The sequence below is a fragment of the Thermanaerothrix daxensis genome, assembly GCF_001306145.1.
Lineage (GTDB): Bacteria > Chloroflexota > Anaerolineae > Anaerolineales > Anaerolineaceae > Thermanaerothrix > Thermanaerothrix daxensis.
Window position 1 is genome coordinate 153,135 of sequence record NZ_LGKO01000005.1, and the last position, 17,373, is coordinate 170,507.

General features: G+C 61.5%; 14 protein-coding genes, 1 tRNA gene and 1 CRISPR repeat array. Of the genes, 12 read left to right on the plus strand and 3 right to left on the minus strand.

Translation table 11 applies throughout. The features are described 5' to 3' along the window. Positions 1–67 precede the first annotated feature (67 nt). Complete coding sequence (locus SE15_RS09415) at positions 68–340, plus strand: hypothetical protein (protein ID WP_054521872.1); 273 nt, start codon at positions 68–70, stop codon at positions 338–340. On the opposite strand, the gene SE15_RS09420 is transcribed toward SE15_RS09415, so the two are convergent. Continuing rightward, positions 314–1,258 (minus strand): SWIM zinc finger family protein, encoded by a 945-nt coding sequence (locus SE15_RS09420; protein WP_054521873.1) that lies wholly within the window; start codon positions 1,256–1,258, stop codon positions 314–316. The two genes, SE15_RS09415 and SE15_RS09420, sit on opposite strands and share 27 nt — an antisense overlap. Then, positions 1,242–4,409, minus strand: coding sequence for a DEAD/DEAH box helicase (locus SE15_RS09425; protein WP_054521874.1), 3,168 nt, complete (start codon positions 4,407–4,409; stop codon positions 1,242–1,244). The genes SE15_RS09420 and SE15_RS09425 overlap by 17 nt, the downstream gene beginning before the upstream one ends. Positions 4,410–4,809: 400 nt before the next feature. Between SE15_RS09425 and SE15_RS09430 the strand changes: the two genes are divergently transcribed. The 11 genes from SE15_RS09430 (at position 4,810) to SE15_RS09480 (ending at position 16,852) form a co-directional block, all read left to right on the plus strand. Beyond that, on the plus strand, positions 4,810–5,874 hold the full coding sequence (locus SE15_RS09430; protein ID WP_054521875.1) for an ArsR/SmtB family transcription factor: 1,065 nt from the start codon (positions 4,810–4,812) through the stop codon (positions 5,872–5,874). Between the two features lie 17 nt (positions 5,875–5,891). Beyond that, positions 5,892–7,199, plus strand: coding sequence for an MFS transporter (locus tag SE15_RS09435; protein WP_054521876.1), 1,308 nt, complete (start codon positions 5,892–5,894; stop codon positions 7,197–7,199). A gap of 40 nt (positions 7,200–7,239) precedes the next feature. Then, positions 7,240–7,647 (plus strand): OsmC family protein, encoded by a 408-nt coding sequence (locus SE15_RS09440; protein ID WP_054521877.1) that lies wholly within the window; start codon positions 7,240–7,242, stop codon positions 7,645–7,647. Positions 7,648–7,747: 100 nt separating this feature from the next. Then, positions 7,748–8,251: an LptM family lipoprotein gene (locus SE15_RS09445; RefSeq protein ID WP_054521878.1), complete on the plus strand. Its 504-nt coding sequence runs from the start codon at positions 7,748–7,750 to the stop codon at positions 8,249–8,251. Positions 8,252–8,294: 43 nt separating this feature from the next. Then, complete coding sequence (gene cas6, locus SE15_RS09450) at positions 8,295–9,173, plus strand: CRISPR system precrRNA processing endoribonuclease RAMP protein Cas6 (protein WP_054521879.1); 879 nt, start codon at positions 8,295–8,297, stop codon at positions 9,171–9,173. 96 nt (positions 9,174–9,269) lie between these two features. Continuing rightward, entirely contained in the window at positions 9,270–10,280 is a 1,011-nt protein-coding gene (cas1, locus tag SE15_RS09455) for a CRISPR-associated endonuclease Cas1 (RefSeq protein ID WP_054521880.1), read from the plus strand. Further along, positions 10,280–10,570: a CRISPR-associated endonuclease Cas2 gene (gene cas2, locus SE15_RS09460; RefSeq protein ID WP_054521881.1), complete on the plus strand. Its 291-nt coding sequence runs from the start codon at positions 10,280–10,282 to the stop codon at positions 10,568–10,570. Before cas1 ends, cas2 begins: the two co-directional genes overlap by 1 nt. 433 nt (positions 10,571–11,003) lie before the next feature. Continuing rightward, positions 11,004–12,932: direct repeats of the CRISPR family, unit length 36 nt; unit sequence GTCTGAATCATTGAATGCCCGTAAGGGCATTAAGAC. Positions 12,933–13,472: 540 nt separating this feature from the next. Next, a tRNA-Val gene (locus tag SE15_RS09465) sits at positions 13,473–13,546 on the plus strand. A 190-nt stretch (positions 13,547–13,736) separates the two neighbouring features. Beyond that, positions 13,737–14,936 (plus strand): DUF5666 domain-containing protein, encoded by a 1,200-nt coding sequence (locus tag SE15_RS09470; protein ID WP_054521882.1) that lies wholly within the window; start codon positions 13,737–13,739, stop codon positions 14,934–14,936. Positions 14,937–15,119: 183 nt separating this feature from the next. Then, entirely contained in the window at positions 15,120–15,659 is a 540-nt protein-coding gene (locus SE15_RS09475; protein ID WP_054521883.1) for a sigma-70 family RNA polymerase sigma factor, read from the plus strand. Next, a complete protein-coding gene (locus SE15_RS09480) occupies positions 15,656–16,852 on the plus strand; it encodes a DUF5667 domain-containing protein (RefSeq protein ID WP_054521884.1) in 1,197 nt (398 codons plus the stop codon). The genes SE15_RS09475 and SE15_RS09480 overlap by 4 nt, the downstream gene beginning before the upstream one ends. Before the next feature lie 12 nt (positions 16,853–16,864). Here the strand turns inward: SE15_RS09480 and SE15_RS09485 are convergent, their stop codons facing one another. Then, positions 16,865–17,371: an HIT family protein gene (locus SE15_RS09485; RefSeq protein WP_054521885.1), complete on the minus strand. Its 507-nt coding sequence runs from the start codon at positions 17,369–17,371 to the stop codon at positions 16,865–16,867. Positions 17,372–17,373 lie beyond the last annotated feature (2 nt).

The following is a 17,373-nucleotide window of genomic DNA, read 5'->3' on the forward strand; positions in this document are numbered from 1 at the left end:
TTTACTATCATAAGGGTGTAAGCCATGCGTATTCACAAGGACTGCTCGCTGTAAAGGAGCCGCACCTATGCCCCCTTTACCTTTTAACCTTCCCCCGGTTCCACCTCTCCCGTTTTATATTCACCCGCTTGTCTTCTGGAGCATCGTTTTGGTGATCGGTATCATCTTTGCGGTGGTCTTTTTGCGCTTTTTGTTTGCCCCCCCGGAAGAGCGGACAGGAGCGCTGGTCATTTTTGTGTTGATGGTGGTGGGGGTGGTTGCGCTCTACGCAATTGCGCTGAATGCTCCGCTCATCATTTACCACTTCAAACGCTTAACCCACCCCATTTTCCGCTGGTGAGTTCCCCTCTTCACCACCCAATGTTCCCACATCTCCATAAGCCAGGAAAAGCGCCATCTGCGTCACGGCCTGGTACATGGCCTCTAACTGGGCGCTCAGGCTCAGATCGGCGGCGATTTCCGGGTCTCCCAGGCGCTTGAGCAGGGGCTGAGAGATGAGGGGGGGCTGGACGTAAAGGGGCAGGCCGCTCAAGGGGTTGCGCAACGTCCAGAAGGCTCCCCAATCTGACTCCGGGGGTCGGGGGCGTTCGCGCTTGGCAGGGGCGGGTTGCGTCCCGCGGCGCATCGCTGCCCTATCGGTCACGCCGCGGCGTTTGCGCAGTCCTTCGAGAATTTGTTCCTGGGTGCGCCCGCGCATGCGGAAGAGCAAAAAGGGGTCTTCGTCAAAGCGCTCACCCAAGATGTAGTGGGTGGCCGCAATGTGCTTGCAGGGGTTGGCTTTATCGGGGCAGGAGCAGGTAGTGTAAAGGTCACCCCGGGCCGTGGGGAAGAGGTTAACCCCTGTAGTGGCAAAGGCCTCTTCGATGTTCGGGGGCATTTCGCCAGCCAGCAGCTGGGCGGCAAAGACGGCCTGGTCGGCCAGCACGTCCAGCACTTTTTCCCACTGACGGGGGGTGAGGGGGGTGAGGCGGATGGTCACCTTGTAGGGGCGGGGGCGGGTGCCCTGCACCAATGCCTCGATCTCGCCCTCGCGCTCTTCAATACGCAGAACCTGACCGGCACGGGCGTAAGCACGTCCGCGCTGTAGCCGGCGCAGGTCGGTAATTTGCTCAAGGGCCTGGATCCAGCGGCGTGACCACCAGTTTTTGCCGAAATCGCCCCGCGCGCTGATGGCTTTGATCCCCCCTTTGGCTTTGCGCGGTGTGCGGGGTTCCCAGGCGTAAAATTCGTGATCGTCGAAATTATCGTACCGACTCATAGGTCTCTTTTCCGTGAGTGCGCAGCGCCACCAGATCACGCAGTTGTTCGTTGCTCAGTTCGGTGAGCCACGATTCGTCCTCGCCGATGATGGACTGAGCCAGGCCAATCTTGGATTCGATCAACTCGTCAATCCGTTCTTCCAGGGTGCCCTGGGTGATCAGTTTGTGCACCTGCACGTTGCGTTTTTGCCCAATGCGGAAAGTGCGGTCGGTGGCCTGGTTTTCCACCGCCGGATTCCACCAACGGTCAAAGTGGAAGACGTAATTGGCACGGGTCAGGTTAAGCCCCAGACCGCCCGCTTTGAGCGAGAGGATGAAAATGGGTGGGCTGTGTTCATCCTCCTGGAAGCGGCGCACCATCTGTTCGCGCTGACGCGGCGGGGTGCCGCCGTGGAGGAAGTAAACGGGGACGCCCAGGTGCAGGGGCAGGGCTTTAGCCAGCAGGTCTCCCATCTCGGCAAACTGGGTGAAGACCAGGGCGCGGTCGCCTGAGGCGATCACCTCTTCCAGCATTTCAATCAGGCGGTTCAATTTGCCGCTTCGCCCGTTCTGAAGGGCGCTCTCCAGGCGCTCATCCAGCGGCTGATGCAGGTACTGCGCCGGGTGGTTGCATACCTGCTTCAACTGGGTGATCATGCTCAGGATCAGGCCGCGACGCTGCATTCCCTGGCTTTGCTCGATTTGCGCCAGTGTCTTATCTACCACGGCCTGGTACAGGGTTGCCTGCTCCTCGCTGAGGGTGCAGTACTGCTTGACCTCGATTTTTTCGGGCAGGTCCTGGATGACGCGCGGATCGGTTTTGACCCGGCGCAGGATGAATGGCGCTACCATGCGCCGCAGACGCTCGGCGGCGTGCTGATCGCCGAAGCGCTGGATGGGCAAGGCAAATTCACGGCGGAAGGTTTGCAGTGACCCCAGATAGCCCGGGTTGAGGAAGTGCATGATGGACCACAAATCGTCCAGGCGATTTTCGACCGGCGTGCCGGTAAGGGCCAGGCGAAATTGAGCCGAAAGGCGTCGCGCGGCCTGACTCTGACGGGCGCTGGGGTTTTTGATGTTTTGCGCTTCGTCCAATACCACCCCAAACCAGGAGACCGACTCCAGCAGGGCTTGATCCTGGCGCAACAGGGCATAACTGGTCACCACCAGGTCGGCCTGCTGGGCCGCCTCCCGGAAGGCCTCGTCCCGCAGGCGGTTTGGCCCCTGGTGAATGAGCAGGCGCAGTGAGGGGGCAAAGCGCTCGGCTTCGCGCTGCCAGTTGGTTACCACAGAGGTGGGACACACCAGCAGTACCGGCCCGGGCAGTTGCCCCGCCACTTCTTTTTCGTGTAGGAGCAGGGCCAGGGTCTGAATAGTTTTCCCCAGCCCCATATCATCGGCCAGGCAGGCTCCCAGGCCGTAGCGGCGGAAGAAGGCCAACCACGAGAACCCCAGGCGCTGGTAAGGGCGCAGTTCGCCGCGCAGGGTGCGGGGTTGGGGGAGTTCGGTTAGGCGCTGGGGCTCCTTGAGCCGCTCCAGCCATTCGGCCAGCCAGCCCTCGGCTTCCACAGCATCCACGGGCAGGTCGTGCACCTGCTCACTGCCCAGCGCCAGGCGCGTGGCTTCGAGTAGGGTAACTTCGGTGCCCTGGCGCTGTTTCTCCCAGAAGCGGATGGCCGCTTCCACCTGGGCGCTATCCAGCAGGACCCACTGGCCGCGTACCTGCACCAAAGGCGATTTGAGGGCAACCAGGGCTTCAAATGCTTCGCGAGTCAGGGTGGTCTCGCCGAGCGCAATTTCCCACTCAAAGCGCACCAGTGCAGCGAGGTTGAGCAGGCCGCTTGCCTCGCCTGGAGCCTGAGGAGTGGCCGGTTTAAGGCGCACGCGCACCCCCAGGCGCGCCCCGCGCTGATTCCACCACGGCGGGACCAGCACGCCAAAGCCGGCCTGTTCCAGAATGGGAGCCACTTCGCGCAGGAAGCGGTAGGCCGCTGGTGTATCCAGGCTGATGCCAGTCGGATGACGCGCTGCCAGGCTGGTGAGGATGGGCGGGAAGAAGCGCGCCGCGTACCCTAATCCGGCCAGCAGGCGCTCCTGGGGGGCAACCAGACGGTCGCTGATGCGGGCCAGTTCGTGGCTGGATCTGAACCAAACATCCTCTGCCGAGATCAGCAGGCTAGGATCGCTGCGAGATTGAAGCAGGTAATGCAGTTCCCATGTGCCATCGGCGCTGGGCTCTTCTGAGGCGGGCGGTGCTTCCAGCAGGAAGGCTACCCGGAAGTGCTCATCCCCCGCCACCTGAAGGTTGCGCAGCCAGGCTTGCAGCGTGCTGTGCAGGGCACGCACCTGGGCCAGAGAGGCCCGTACCACCGGATCGGGGCGGAAAAGGGCTTCCAACCAGCGATCCTGGATCTGATCCGAATCGGGGGGGATGAGGGGCATCTGACTGCGCCCCCAGGTGCGCACCAGGGCATCGGTAGCACTCTTTATGAAGGCATCCAGCAGGAAGCGCGCTTCGGGGAAAACCGGTGTCCCACGCGGGTTTGGCTGACGCTCCGCGCGGCAGACCGGGGGCATTGCCCGCTCCAGTTGCAGCAGGCGCTGGGCGTCGTTAGGACCATCCAGGACGGGTTGCCAGCGCGCTAGGTACTGTCCCCGCGGCTCGGAGGGGTGCAGAAGGACGGGCAGGTACTTTTGCTGGGCCAGAACTTCCAGCACCAGGTTGCAAACGACCTGCCAATAGCGCGCATCCTGCCCCAGGTGCACCTGCCCCGATACGCCTTCGGGGGGCAGGGTGGTCAAAATGCTGAAGGCTTTGGCAATCGGTAGCCACAGCCCTTTGACCCGCCAGGGACGCAGGCGGGGTGTGCTGGCCTGGTCCATCTCATACAGCGGGTTGAGTTCGGGCGAGGGCCAGGGGGTGTGCTCGTCAGAGGGAAGGCTGAGGGTAGCGGTTTCGGGTGTGGCCTCGGCCAGCGGTGTACCTTCTCCCAGGCGCTGGCGCAGTTGCTCGGGAGAGACGCAGAAGGGGTGATCTTGCGTCTTCCCTTGCCCGTTGGCCGGGGGAGAGGGTGGGGAATGGAGCCCGGCGAGGTCCTCAGCCCAGAAGAGCACCCCGCCCGCATCGGTTGGGCGCTTAGGAGGGCGCCAATGCGCGTGTAGAACCCACATATGGGCGTTCAGCCGTCCTTATATGAAGCATGGAGGGAAAGACCCGGTCGAACCAAGTGTTAACCCAAACGTCTATCTATGTGTGAAACCAAAACCAGGGCTTTGAAAAGCCAGTGCCTGGGGCATGCCGAGAGGAAATAATCCGTTGAATAAGTTCTGAGGCTTAAACGCAGTCTCTGACTGCGCATTATTTTCGTTCCCTTAGAGTGCTTTTATTATACCCTACTCTGCACCTGTCAAGGGGACGCACACCAAGTGGATTTCCAGAAAAGCCGCCTTAGGAGACGGGTTGTGCGCTTCCGCCGCTCCGGATGCACAACCGGGCATTTGCCAAAATTTGACAGAAAGCCGGTCTTCGATTATGATCTATTGTATTAGATAATTATCTAATGGATAGTTCATGACCACCCTGCTCTGGGAAAGCGGTAGCGCATACGATTTCTTCATTGCCCTCTATGTCCTGCATCATCCGCAGGAGTTTGGGGTGCGCCCCACCTGGGCAGCGGGGATGCGGTCGCGGTTGCCGGCGGGGCAGCGGGCGCTGCTGGAGATGGCGCAAACCTTCCTGGGGGTGCCCCTGCCATGGCTGCACGGGTTGCCGGCAGAGGCCAAAGCGGCGTACCCCGCCTTGCAGGCGCTGGCGGCCCTCCCTCCTGCCCAGCGCCTTAAAGCCCTGCTTTGGCGGGGCGATTTCACCCCTGCAGCAGAGCAGGCACTGGAACACCTGATCGCTCGCGGCGAAGCCACGCCGGAGGAACGGGAGGTGCTGCGCGAGACCTTGACCCGCCGTGGGCGTCCCTTGCGCCCCGAAGCCTTTCAGGCGCTCCTGCGCACCGCTGCCCAGGCCGAGGCGTTTGGCAGCGCCTACCTGGAGGCATTGGAGACCTTCTGGCGCGTTTTCTTCTGCGAAGAAGAAGCCCGTCTGCGCCCCTGGCTGGCCCGCGGTTTGGAGGAGGCCCAGGCTCTGGCGCGCCGTACCGACCTGCCGAACCTGCTGGACTTACTCTCGGGCGGGGTGCATTTTGAGGCCCTGGAAGGCATCCCCGAACTGGTGCTGGTGCCCTCCTACTGGAGCACGCCGCTGGTGTTCTACAGCCGGGTTGCGCCGGAGCGGTGGATGTTGGTTTTTGGCTGCCGTCCACCGCAACAATCGCTGCTGCCGGGCGAGGACCTGCCTGAAACTCTGCTCAACCGCCTCAAGGCTCTGGCCGACCCCACCCGCCTGCACATTTTGCGCTACCTGGCGCAGGGTCCTCAGACCCCCACCCAACTGGCGCGCCGGTTGCGCCTGCGTGCCCCCACCGTGGTACACCATTTGCAGGCCCTGCGCGTGGCCGGCCTGGTGCAAATCACCATCACCCGTGAGGGCGAGCGCCTCTACGCCCTGCGCCCCGAGGCCATTCGCCAGGCCCACGCCGACCTGGTAGCCTTCCTCAATGTTTCGGATACCCCATCTGAACCTTAATGCCCGGAGTTGCTTCGATGCCGTCTTTCATGAATCGCGTTGCCCATGTCTTGCGCCTCTACGCCGAACGCTTGCGGGCTTTCTCGCTCAATGCCCGCCTGTACCTGCTCAGCGTCGTTCTCAGCGGCGCCGCCATGGGGGTGTTTCGCTTGCTGTTCAACTTCTACGTGCTCAGCCTGGGGTACGATGAGGCCCTGCTGGGCACGCTGATTGCCATCAGCAGTCTGACCGCCTTGCTTTCGGCTCTGCCCATGGGCTACTTGGTGGATCGCCTGGGGCACAAGCCCGCCCTGCTCCTGGGGAGCGGGTTGAGCGGGGTGGCGGTGCTGATCATGGTGCTTTTCCCATCTGCGGGGGTCTTTCTGGTCATGAATGCCTTGCTGGGGTTGGCGCAGAGCCTCAGTGGTGTGACCATGGGGCCCTTCCTGATGGAAAACAGCGGCGAACAGGAGCGCACGTATCTTTTCTCCTTTGCGTCGGGCTTGCAGACGGCTTCGGCCTTTGTGGGCAACTGGGTTGGCGGCTACCTGCCCACCTGGCTGGGGGCGCTGCGGGGGGTCTCGCCCACCAGTGCGCAGGCGTATGCGCTGGCGCTGGCGACAATTGTGGCCGGGGGCGCGCTGGGCATTGTGCCGCTGTTCTTCCTGCGACCGGTGCGCCTGGCTGTGGGGGAACGCTCGCTTTTCACCCCCCTGGCTTACCTTTACCGCCATTTGGGCACCCTGGGCAGGTTGATCCTGCCTACCTTTCTCACTTCCATCGGGGCCGGCCTGGTCATGCCTTTTATGAATGTGTTCTACCGCCAGGTGCACCATCAGCCCGACCCGGTCATTGGCACTCTGTTCGCCTGGGGCTCGCTGGCGATGGGGCTGGGACTGCTCATTGCTCCGCCCCTGGCCGACCGTTGGGGCAAGGTGCCGCTGGTGGTGGTCACCCAGGCGCTTTCCATTCCTTTCCTGTTCCTGATGGGCTTTGCGCCCTGGTTTGAGGTGAGCGCGGCGGCCTACTACATCCGCCTGACGCTGATGAACATGGGGCTGCCGGTCTATCAGGCTTTTGTGATGGAGCGCGTGGAGCCGCAAGCGCGCGGTACGGTGGCCAGCCTGGTGAGCATGGCCAATAACTTCGGTTGGGCCTTCAGCCCCACTGTGAGCGGCTGGATTCAGGTGCGCTACGGCTTTGGGCCGGCCTTCATCGGCACGCTGGTGCTCTACTCGCTGGCGGTTTTTTGCTACTGGTACTACTTCTGGCGGCCCCAACCCCAGCCGACGCCGAACGCAGGCGCGCCTGCAACTTTTCGGCCCCCTGTGCATCTGAATAAGTGATGTTTGGCACAAATCTACGTTGAAGGGAGTTACTCAATCCATGGAGATGATCATTGATTTTCCGGGCGGCGCGCGGGTGGATGCGCACTTTGGCCCTTACACGGTGAAGACCGACCAGCCCCCCATGGGCGGTGGTGCGGGTTCGGCCCCCACCCCCTTTGCGCTCTTTCTGGCTTCCCTCGGCACGTGTGCGGGGATTTACGTGCTTGGCTTTTGCCGTCAGCGTGGGTTGCCCACGGATGGCATTCGCCTCATCCAGCGTGTGCGCAGCAACCCCATGACCGGCATGGTGGAGGAGGTGGAACTGGAGATCCAGGTGCCGCCGACCTTCCCGCAGAAATACTACGAGGCGCTGGTGCGTTCGGCGGAACAGTGCGCGGTCAAGAAGCACCTGGAGCGCCCCCCGCGCTTTAACGTGCACACCGAGGTGGTGGGCCAGCCGGCCTGAGGCCCGCCGGCTGCCCTGCGGAGCGGCCTACCGCTTTCGGCGAGTTTTCGGTTAAAATGGCCTCATCCTTATCTGTGTAGTTGAGCGAGGAGAGGCCGTCATGCGTAAACTTCTGCTGGGTGTCGCAATTGTGGTGCTGCTGGGCGTGCTCAGCGGCTGTGGGGCCAAGGTCGAGGGCGGCCGGGTGGTGGTGCCGATCAGGCTGGATGAAGCCGCCCTGCGCGCCCTGGTGGATCTGGCCGTCAAAACCTACGCCGCCCGTCAGGGCAGCAACCCGCTGACTTTGGAGGTTCAGCAGGTGACTTTCCTGCCCCCGGAGACGGTGGTGATTGCCATGCAGGCGCAGGTGGTGGGTGGGGTGAAGATCGCGGGCAGTGCCGAGATGCGCTTTAGCGTTCAGGATGGCTTGCCCCGCGTGGAGATCACCCGCCTTGAAATCCCCGGTGCCACGATCAGCGAGGCCATGCTGAGCGAACTGAATGCCCTGCTGAGCAACCTGCTGCAGGAGCAGGTGCGCCGGGCCGGAGATCGGGTGACCCTGCGCGAGATCGCCGTGGAAGCGGACGCATTGGTGCTGAAGGTTGAGGTGCAGGTGGCGCGCTGAGCCACCCGGGGGGCGGATGAGGGATGTGATAGAATCAGGGGCGATGACTTCTACCGCCCCTGATTTGCTCTCGCTGGTGCTCACGCTGCGCCCTGCGCCGGAAGTGGCCGCGGCTCAGCGCCCCATGCCGCGCTGGTGGGGCCGGGCGGCCCATGCGCTCTTCCTGCGCGCGGTGCAGGCGGCTGATCCTGCGCTGGCCCAGCGCCTACACGACGAAGAGGGCGTGCGACCCTTCACGGCCTCTAATCTGCTGGGTGTGTTTCCCCACGGACGCCCCGACCCCGCCCAGACCTACACCCTGCGCTTCACCGCGCTGACCGCCGAGGTGGCCGCGGTTCTGCTGTGGGCCGTGCGGGTAGGGCCGCTGACCCCCGGCGCTAGCGTGATCCTGGATGAGGTGTCTTTCGAGGTGGTTGCGGCGGCGCTGGATCCGGAGGCGCATCCCTGGGCGGCGACCACCACCTACGCCGACCTGGGGGCCGCGCACCTGCTCCCCCGTCACCATCCGCCGCGCCGCCTGAGCCTGCACCTGGCCAGCCCGACCGCCTTTCACACCAACGGCCGCACCCAGCCCCTGCCCCTGCCCGATCTGGTCTTCGGCAATCTGCTGGAGCGCTGGAATCGCTTTGCCCCGCTGGCCCTGCCCGAGGCGGCGCGTCAGTATGCCGCCGAGTGCCTGGTCATTTCGCGCTTTCACCTGCGCAGTCAGGTTGTGCCGCTCAAGGAGGGCGGCTTACGCATCGGCACGGTGGGCGAGGTGACCTACACCACGCGCAATTACGACCGCTACTGGATGGGGGTGATGAGCGCGCTGGCGGCACTGGCCCAGTTTTCGGGCGTCGGAACGGCCGTTTCGGTGGGCATGGGGCAGTGCCGCGTTCGCCCGTCAGCGGCGGTTGCGGCAGAGGATTTCCTCGCCTGAGAACCGCGCTGCTGGCAAAAACCTTGCAACCCTCCTGAGGGGGGAGGGCTTTTCGGCCCTGTCCACTCGCTGGTAAGGAGGGAGGTAATTTCTGCCATGCCGCCGTTGTATGTGGTTCATCAGGGCGCGCGCTTGCGCATTCAAAACCGCCGGCTCACCGTTGAGGCCGCTGAGGGTGACCCGCCGCCCGTGCTGGCAAATGTGCCGCTGGGGCAGGTTTCGCAGGTGGTGCTGTTCGGCAACATCGGCCTGACCACACCGGCCATCCACGCCCTGCTGGGTGAGGGGATTGAGGTGATCTTTCTCACCCAGGATGGTGATTACCGCGGTCGTTTGAGCGGCAGCCTGACCCCGCATGTGCCGCTGCGACGCGCGCAGTATCGCACGCTGGAACAGCCCCAATTTGCCCTGCGCATGGCCCAGGGCATGGTGCGTGCCAAACTCGAGCACCAGCGCACCCTCCTGCGCCGCCACCAGCACGAAGCCGACTCTCACGCCGTGGCCGCGGCGCTGAGCGGTTTAGACGATTTTCTGCGCCATGTGGAGCATAAGACCACCCTAGCGTCGTTACGCGGGCTGGAGGGAGCCGCGACCGCGGCTTACTTTAGCGGCTACCGGCGCTTTTTCGACCCGGCCTGGAAATTCGAGGCCCGCCAGCGCCGTCCTCCGCCCGACCCGGTTAACGTCCTGCTCTCGCTGGGCTACACCCTGCTGGCCGAACTGGCCACCAGCGCCGTGCGCACGGTGGGGCTGGACCCTTATGCTGGCTACCTGCACGAGGTGGTTTACAACCGCCCGGCGCTGGGGCTGGACCTGATGGAGGAGTTTCGCCCGGTGGTGGATGGGCTGGTGCTGTGGGCCTGCCGCAGTGGTCAGATCACGCCGGAAGATTTCAGCCCCGGAGACGCTGAGCGTCCGGTGGTGCTGGGGGAGCGTGGGCGACGGGTGTTCCTGCAGGCTTTTGAGGAGCGTATGGAGCGGCGCTTCACTCACCCGCTCAGCCAGCAATCGCTGACTCTGCGTCAGTGCCTGATCGAACAGGCGCGCCAGATTGCCCAGCGAATCTTGGAAGACCGACCGGGATACCAGGGCATGGGGTTTCGTTGATGAGTGACGAGCGTGCTTTTTACGTGCTGGCTTACGATATCAGTGATGACCGCCGCCGCTTGAAGATCGCGCGGTTAATGGAGAGCCTGGGTGAACGGGTGCAGGAAAGCGTTTTTGAGGCCTACCTGACCCCGCGTGAACTGGATCGCCTGCTCAGGCGGGTGGAGCGCCTGCTGGAGAGCCAGGAGGATTCGGTGCGCGTGTACCGCTTGTGTGGAGCGTGTCGGGGGATGATCCGCACGCTGGGGCGGGCGCAGTTAACCCCCCCGCCCGGGGTGATTATTGTGTAAAAGGAGCCTCGCTTGCCGTCACGGCGGGATATGCGGTTTTTGCGCTGGCGGGGGTGCGGTCGTCTGTCCGAAAGAAGTGCCGTTTGGCACTTGCAACCCTGTGCACACCTCTTTATAATAGAGGCAACAGGTTTTTATTGCACCGCACCTTAACAAGTGGATAAGGAGCGTGGACCTGAGGAAAAGTGTTGCACCGGGTGGTAATATCCGAGGGTGGGTTGTGAAAAAAATCACTTTTGCGTACCCCCCCTCAAAAATGAGCCAAAAATGGGTCAAAACGGGAGGGGGGTACGCAAAAATTGGCGTGGGGTAGAAGGGGCGCATAAAATGCTTAAATTTACCCCCTTAAGTGGGAGAAAAAGTGCTGTTTTGACCCCGAAAAATGCTCTAAAATGCGAATTTCCTCCCACTTTCAGTTGTCTAGATGTCTGCAGTCTGAATCATTGAATGCCCGTAAGGGCATTAAGACCGACCATCGAACCGTCCGTACCGGCTGCGGATGGCAAGAACGGTCTGAATCATTGAATGCCCGTAAGGGCATTAAGACTCTTGAATTTCATTGGTTTTCCTACTTTAAATAAATAATTGTCTGAATCATTGAATGCCCGTAAGGGCATTAAGACCCGACGCAATTGTGGAAAGTTTCGTTGAGGGGATAATAAAAGTCTGAATCATTGAATGCCCGTAAGGGCATTAAGACGGAATTGGCTGAGGGTCTGGCAGAATTCGGTTACAACATGTCTGAATCATTGAATGCCCGTAAGGGCATTAAGACAATTCAAGCAGCGTGCCGTTGATGAGTTTGTACCAATCTGCGTCTGAATCATTGAATGCCCGTAAGGGCATTAAGACTAATTTTTGCTAATCTATGATTAACGAACCTTAGTGTCAGTCTGAATCATTGAATGCCCGTAAGGGCATTAAGACTCAAGCGCGCGCACGGCAATTCTCTCTTCGTGACGTCTGAATCATTGAATGCCCGTAAGGGCATTAAGACCCACCTCAAATGTCAAAAGTTTCAATAAATAAACCGTAAGGTCTGAATCATTGAATGCCCGTAAGGGCATTAAGACAACCGATAACCCGCGATATCCGAGGCACTTAACAATGTCTGAATCATTGAATGCCCGTAAGGGCATTAAGACCTACCCAAAGGTCACTCCTGCGGGACTTGCACCCACAGTCTGAATCATTGAATGCCCGTAAGGGCATTAAGACCCTCCTCTTTCACAATCTTCACAATGTTTAAGGGGATGAAGAGTCTGAATCATTGAATGCCCGTAAGGGCATTAAGACAAAAAGCCGTCGCGTAAGTAACATTCGTACTCGCCTTTTGCGTCTGAATCATTGAATGCCCGTAAGGGCATTAAGACCTGATGCGACCGGGCGTACCATACTAACGCCCGCTTATCAGTCTGAATCATTGAATGCCCGTAAGGGCATTAAGACCGATGACCTGAAGAAACTCGACGAGATTGCGGATTACATGGTCTGAATCATTGAATGCCCGTAAGGGCATTAAGACCGAAAAGTGTCATCGCGTTGAGGAGTACCACGTTGCAAAGGGTCTGAATCATTGAATGCCCGTAAGGGCATTAAGACCGCCGCAGCGCGCCCGCCGCGCGCTGAGCGGCGCGCGAGGTCTGAATCATTGAATGCCCGTAAGGGCATTAAGACATTATCGCATCATGGCTTGCCGGCTATCCTCAAATCCGTCTGAATCATTGAATGCCCGTAAGGGCATTAAGACGGAAACACCTGCGCCAGGCTGAGCAGGTTGATTTCGCCGTCTGAATCATTGAATGCCCGTAAGGGCATTAAGACAGGCTTTTGGTTATTTCTTCAGGCTTGCGCAGCGAGCGGTTGCGTCTGAATCATTGAATGCCCGTAAGGGCATTAAGACCACGTCAAAAACTCCGTTTTTCGATCAAGCCCCCCCACAAGTCTGAATCATTGAATGCCCGTAAGGGCATTAAGACAAAGCGAAATCGAGGCAGCGCTTGCGCTTGCCGACGAATGTCTGAATCATTGAATGCCCGTAAGGGCATTAAGACTCGACTTCTTCCGGCTTGAGAACATCGCGAATGTTGGGCACGTCTGAATCATTGAATGCCCGTAAGGGCATTAAGACGCGAAAACCCTTAATACTTCGTTCTTTCTCATTTTTTCACCGTCTGAATCATTGAATGCCCGTAAGGGCATTAAGACCTGTTTTTTTACCCAACCGGCCCCACCTCTCAAAAACCGCAGTCTGAATCATTGAATGCCCGTAAGGGCATTAAGACTTTCATCGTTTATAACTTTTGCCGTCCCGATGAAAACCACCGTCTGAATCATTGAATGCCCGTAAGGGCATCTAGATGGCCGCCCAGGCCTGCACAGAAAAACGGTCCGGGTGAAAGGTGGTTCGCCCGTTCGTCTCGAGGCCTCCAAAAGCCCGCAGGGGCCATCCAACACCGCGGCCCGCCCGCCCGAGTGGCTGGGAGGGGGCATTCGAAACCAAATCACCGTTCCAGAGTTTACGCCATGACCCTGCCAATCGAAGAACTTGAAATGAATGCTGTATCGGGCATGCCGTTTGTACGTGAAGGATTGGGGCATGGATGCGCCGATCTGGATCCACATCATCGCAGGCGCAAATCCAGAATCGCCCCGATATGGCCATTGAGATGGCTCGTAAGGATGATTCCTACGAGGAAACCAATCGTGAAATTTGAGGATCAGGAATCAAGCCTTCCCCGGGATGCGGCATCGGCCGCAGAGCGGGGGCGGAGAACCCGCGGTGGGCGCCTGCCCGGGTGTGGGCGCTCCTCAGGTAGCCCCCATACCCCCGCGAGGTGCCACCTGCGCGCGTGAAAATATTGTCTTTTTGCGCCCCTGCGGGTATAATAAAAATGCGCGTGGGCGGTTAGCTCAGTTGGTTAGAGCGTCGCGTTGACATCGCGGAGGTCGTAGGTTCGAGTCCTATACCGCCCACCTCCCCCGATCCACCCCTCCATCCCCCACCACCCTGCGCGGCTTTTTGCCGCGCGGGTTTTTTTATTTTCCGCTCCCTCATTGAGGAATGCAACAAGTGCGGGGATTCCCGCTGTACTGCGTAACTTTTTGAGACAAAAAGCGACTTTACTTATGAACATACCCTTATAGTCCTGAGGAGGATGGCAGAATGAAATCGCAACCCTGGCGATGGCTGATGATGGGAGTCGGCGTCCTGCTGGTATTGGCACTGGGGGGGTGTGCGACCCTGGATGCCAGTGCGGACTTTGATCTGCTGAATGGGTTGAACGGCGCAACGGCCACTGCAGAGCCCGGCGCAACCCCGACCCGCCTGCCCACCCTGGGCGTGGTTCTCTTCAAAGGCACCCTCGAAAGCCTGAACGGCGACGCGCTGGTCGTCAGCGGGGTCACCTTCCGTGTGGATGCTCAAACCCTGATACCGCCCGATCTTCAGGTCGGTGAAAGCGTGGCGGTGAAAGCGGTGCTCCTGCCGGATGGCACCCGCTACGCCCTGGAGGTCGCTCGCCTGGACAAGACCGCCTCGGAGAGCGAATTTAAGTTCTACGGCGTGGTGGAGAGCATCTCCGACTCGACCTGGCTCATTTCCGGCGAGTCGGTTCAGGTGGATGCAGAGACCCAAATCGAGCCGGGCATCCAGGTGGGCAGTCTGGTGGAGGTAGAAGGGATTGTGCGCGAGGGTAACTTGGTGGCGCGCAAGATCCACCTGGAAGATGAGCGGGCCCAGCCGACCCCCGGTCCCAAGCGCAGTACCCCTGATGGTGAGGAGGAGTGGTTTGGCGTGGTGAGCCAGATCGAGGGCGAGATGTGGACCATCGGCGGGCGCACCGTTCAGGTCACAGCGCAGACGGAGCGCCAGGGCAACCCGGGCATGGGCGACCTGGTGAAGGTGCACGCTTCGGCCCAGGCCGACGGCACTTACCTGGCGCGCGAGATTGAGAAGATCCGTACACTGCCTACCGCGGGTGCGCCGCAAGCCCGCAACTTCGAGTTCTACGGCACCGTGCAGAGCATGGACGGAAGCACGTGGGTGATCAGCGGCGTCAGCCTGAGCGTGGATGCCAATACCCGGATCATGGGCAATCCCGTCGTGGGCAGTCAGGTGGAGGTTAAAGCGCTGGTGCAGTCCGACGGCACTTACCTGGCGGTGGCGATCAAGGTGAAGGAAGGCGGGAGCGGACGCTTGGATTTCCGGTCCACGCCTAAGAGCGAGGACGGGCAGGATGACGATGACGATGCCAACCCCACGGTGCTGAGGCCCGGCACGGATGACCCCAAGAAGGCCGGGGGCGACCGTTCCGGTAACGGCAAAAATCGGGGTGACTCAGAGGAACACGAGGATCGCGACTAGGGCAAGGGCGGGTAGCCCGGTGCTTCCATGTTGACCTGTGGGGCGCTTTTTCTTCCGGTTTCTGCATGGGCGCGGCCTGTTGTACCGACAACAGGCCGCTCTTGCGCGCCGGATGTGCCTCGCTGCGCTTGCATTAGGGTATACTGGAAGCGTGGTGGCCCTGCCTGTGACCCTCAAGTCCGAATGGACGAATTTGGCGATCTGATCCCCCGTGCGCGTGCTCTGGATGCCGAGGCGCTGACGGCCCTGCACGATGCGCTGTACCCGGCCGTATATCGCTACGTGGCCTACCGGCTGGGGGATGGCCCGCTGAGTGAAGATCTGACGGCGGAGGTCTTTCTGCGCCTGCTAGAGGCCCTGCACGCCGGGCGTGTGCGTGGTTCTGGCTTGCGGGCGTGGTGCTTCACCACGGCGCATCATCTAGTGATGGACCACCTGCGCCAGCGCTACCGCCGTCCACAGCAGGGGCTGGAAGATGGTCATCTGGCCGCGGAGGGCGACCCCGAGCAAACGCTGGAAGCCCAGCAGCGCCTGGAGGCCGTCCAGCGGGCCATGCGCCATCTCACCCCCGAGCAGCAGCACGTGCTCACCCTGCGCTTTTCGCAGGCGATTTCTCTCGAAGAGACCGCCGCGCTGATGGGCAAAAGCGTCAATGCTGTCAAGGTTTTGCAGTTTCGCGCCCTGGCGGCACTGCGGCGCTGGCTGGAGCGGGAGGAAGCATGAGCGCTAAACGCGGTGTGACCCCCGAGATGCTGGAAGCGTGTCTGCGCGCTCTGGAGCAGGGACAGGCGGTAGAGGCAATTCTGGCGCGCTACCCCGCCGAGCAGGCCGAGGAACTGGCGGCGCTTCTGCGCGTGGCTCAGCACAGCCGCCAGGCCGCTGCCAACCTGCGGGTGCCGCTGGCGGGCCGCGCACGCAGCCGTGCGCTTCTTTTGGATCGGGCGGCTCGAGAAGCCCTGGCCCCCTCTCGCCCACGCCTGCACCTGGCCTGGGGAAGCCTGGCGGTCCTGCTGGTGCTTTTGCTGAGCCTGGTGGTCACCACTTTTGCCTCGGCACAGGCCCTTCCGGGCCAGCCGCTCTACCCGCTCAAGCGGGCGGCCGAAGCAGTGCAGTACAACCTGACCACCCGTCCGGAGGCACGCCTGGCGTTGGCCGAAGCCCTGGATCAGCGCCGCGCCCAGGAGGTGCAGGCCCTCATCCGGCAGGGGCAGAGCGTCGAGGTGCGGTTTGCCGGCTTTCTGATGCAAGGAGAGACCGGGCTGTGGGAGGCTAACCGCATCCCCCTGCTGTTCTCGCCCAGCCAGGAGGCCCTGGCGCGCTCGCTGGAGGGGGCTTACGTGGATGTGGAAGGGGTGGTGGAGCCGTTCCTGGGCGTGCGGGTGCAGCGCCTGGAACTGCAACTTTTGAGAGTGCACGGCACCCTGGCCGAGGTGACCCCGGACTACCTACGCCTGGATGGCCTCACTCTCTGGCTCGGCCCGGCCACCCAGCACCGCGGCACGCTGCGGGTGGGGCAGAGCGTCTCGGCGACGGTGGTGCGCCTGGCCGAGGATCGCTTTCTGGCGCTGGTGGTTCAGGGTCAGGGGGAGCGTGCCGGGCCCACTCCGGATTTCTCGGCCACCCCCTGGCGCGAGTTCCGCCAAAGCCTGCCGAAGGAGTTGCCCACGCGTCCGGCCCAGCTTCCGCCCGCTCAGCGTATCTCACCGCCGGGCCAGGGTAAATCAACGCCTCAACCCGGCCCCTCGCCGCGCTTTGAAGCCACCCGCGAGCGCACCCAAGAGGCTGAGAAATCGCCGGAGCCGACGCGTACACTGCGCCCCAGCAAGACGCCAAAGCCCACTGAGGAAAAATCCGAGGCGCACGAAACACCGCGACCCACCAACCCCGAAGCGGGTGATCACGAGGAGCGGGATTGAAGGAAGGGTGCCCTAGCGCGCTGCCCCGGGCGGGAAAAGGCGTTCCCACCCTTCGCGCAGACGGCGGTAGGTGTCTTCCAGGGCTTCGGGCAAAACCCGCGTTCCGGCCAGGGTGGACATGAAGTTGGTATCGCCCGCCCAGCGCGGCACCACATGAAAGTGCACGTGATCGGCAATGCCCGCTCCGGCGACCGTGCCGATGTTGGCCCCAATGTTGAAGCCCTCGGGCCGGTACACCTCCCGAATCACCTGCACGCTGGCAGTGATCAATTCAAAAATTTCGCTCCGTGTGGGGGCATCCAGGGCTTCCAGCATTGCCGTGTGCTGGTAAGGCACTACCATCAGATGTCCGCTGGTATAAGGAAAGCGGTTTAAGATGACGAAGGCGAACTGACCGCGCGCCACCACCAGATTCTGCTCACCATCCGATTGCTGCGCGGCTTCGCAAAAGACACAGCCTTGATTGCGATTGGTTTGCTCGATGTACTGGCTACGCCAGGGGGACCATAATCGTTCCATGC

What these genes read in the sequence shown, in the direction of transcription:
- SE15_RS09415 (WP_054521872.1), top strand. Translation starts at nt 68, where the DNA reads ATGCCCCCTTTACCTTTTAACCTTCCCCCGGTTCCACCTCTCCCGTTT.
- SE15_RS09420 (WP_054521873.1), bottom strand. Translation starts at nt 1,258, where the DNA reads ATGAGTCGGTACGATAATTTCGACGATCACGAATTTTACGCCTGGGAA.
- SE15_RS09425 (WP_054521874.1), bottom strand. Translation starts at nt 4,409, where the DNA reads ATGTGGGTTCTACACGCGCATTGGCGCCCTCCTAAGCGCCCAACCGAT.
- SE15_RS09430 (WP_054521875.1), top strand. Translation starts at nt 4,810, where the DNA reads ATGACCACCCTGCTCTGGGAAAGCGGTAGCGCATACGATTTCTTCATT.
- SE15_RS09435 (WP_054521876.1), top strand. Translation starts at nt 5,892, where the DNA reads ATGCCGTCTTTCATGAATCGCGTTGCCCATGTCTTGCGCCTCTACGCC.
- SE15_RS09440 (WP_054521877.1), top strand. Translation starts at nt 7,240, where the DNA reads ATGGAGATGATCATTGATTTTCCGGGCGGCGCGCGGGTGGATGCGCAC.
- SE15_RS09445 (WP_054521878.1), top strand. Translation starts at nt 7,748, where the DNA reads ATGCGTAAACTTCTGCTGGGTGTCGCAATTGTGGTGCTGCTGGGCGTG.
- cas6 (WP_054521879.1), top strand. Translation starts at nt 8,295, where the DNA reads ATGACTTCTACCGCCCCTGATTTGCTCTCGCTGGTGCTCACGCTGCGC.
- cas1 (WP_054521880.1), top strand. Translation starts at nt 9,270, where the DNA reads ATGCCGCCGTTGTATGTGGTTCATCAGGGCGCGCGCTTGCGCATTCAA.
- cas2 (WP_054521881.1), top strand. Translation starts at nt 10,280, where the DNA reads ATGAGTGACGAGCGTGCTTTTTACGTGCTGGCTTACGATATCAGTGAT.
- SE15_RS09470 (WP_054521882.1), top strand. Translation starts at nt 13,737, where the DNA reads ATGAAATCGCAACCCTGGCGATGGCTGATGATGGGAGTCGGCGTCCTG.
- SE15_RS09475 (WP_054521883.1), top strand. Translation starts at nt 15,120, where the DNA reads ATGGACGAATTTGGCGATCTGATCCCCCGTGCGCGTGCTCTGGATGCC.
- SE15_RS09480 (WP_054521884.1), top strand. Translation starts at nt 15,656, where the DNA reads ATGAGCGCTAAACGCGGTGTGACCCCCGAGATGCTGGAAGCGTGTCTG.
- SE15_RS09485 (WP_054521885.1), bottom strand. Translation starts at nt 17,371, where the DNA reads ATGGAACGATTATGGTCCCCCTGGCGTAGCCAGTACATCGAGCAAACC.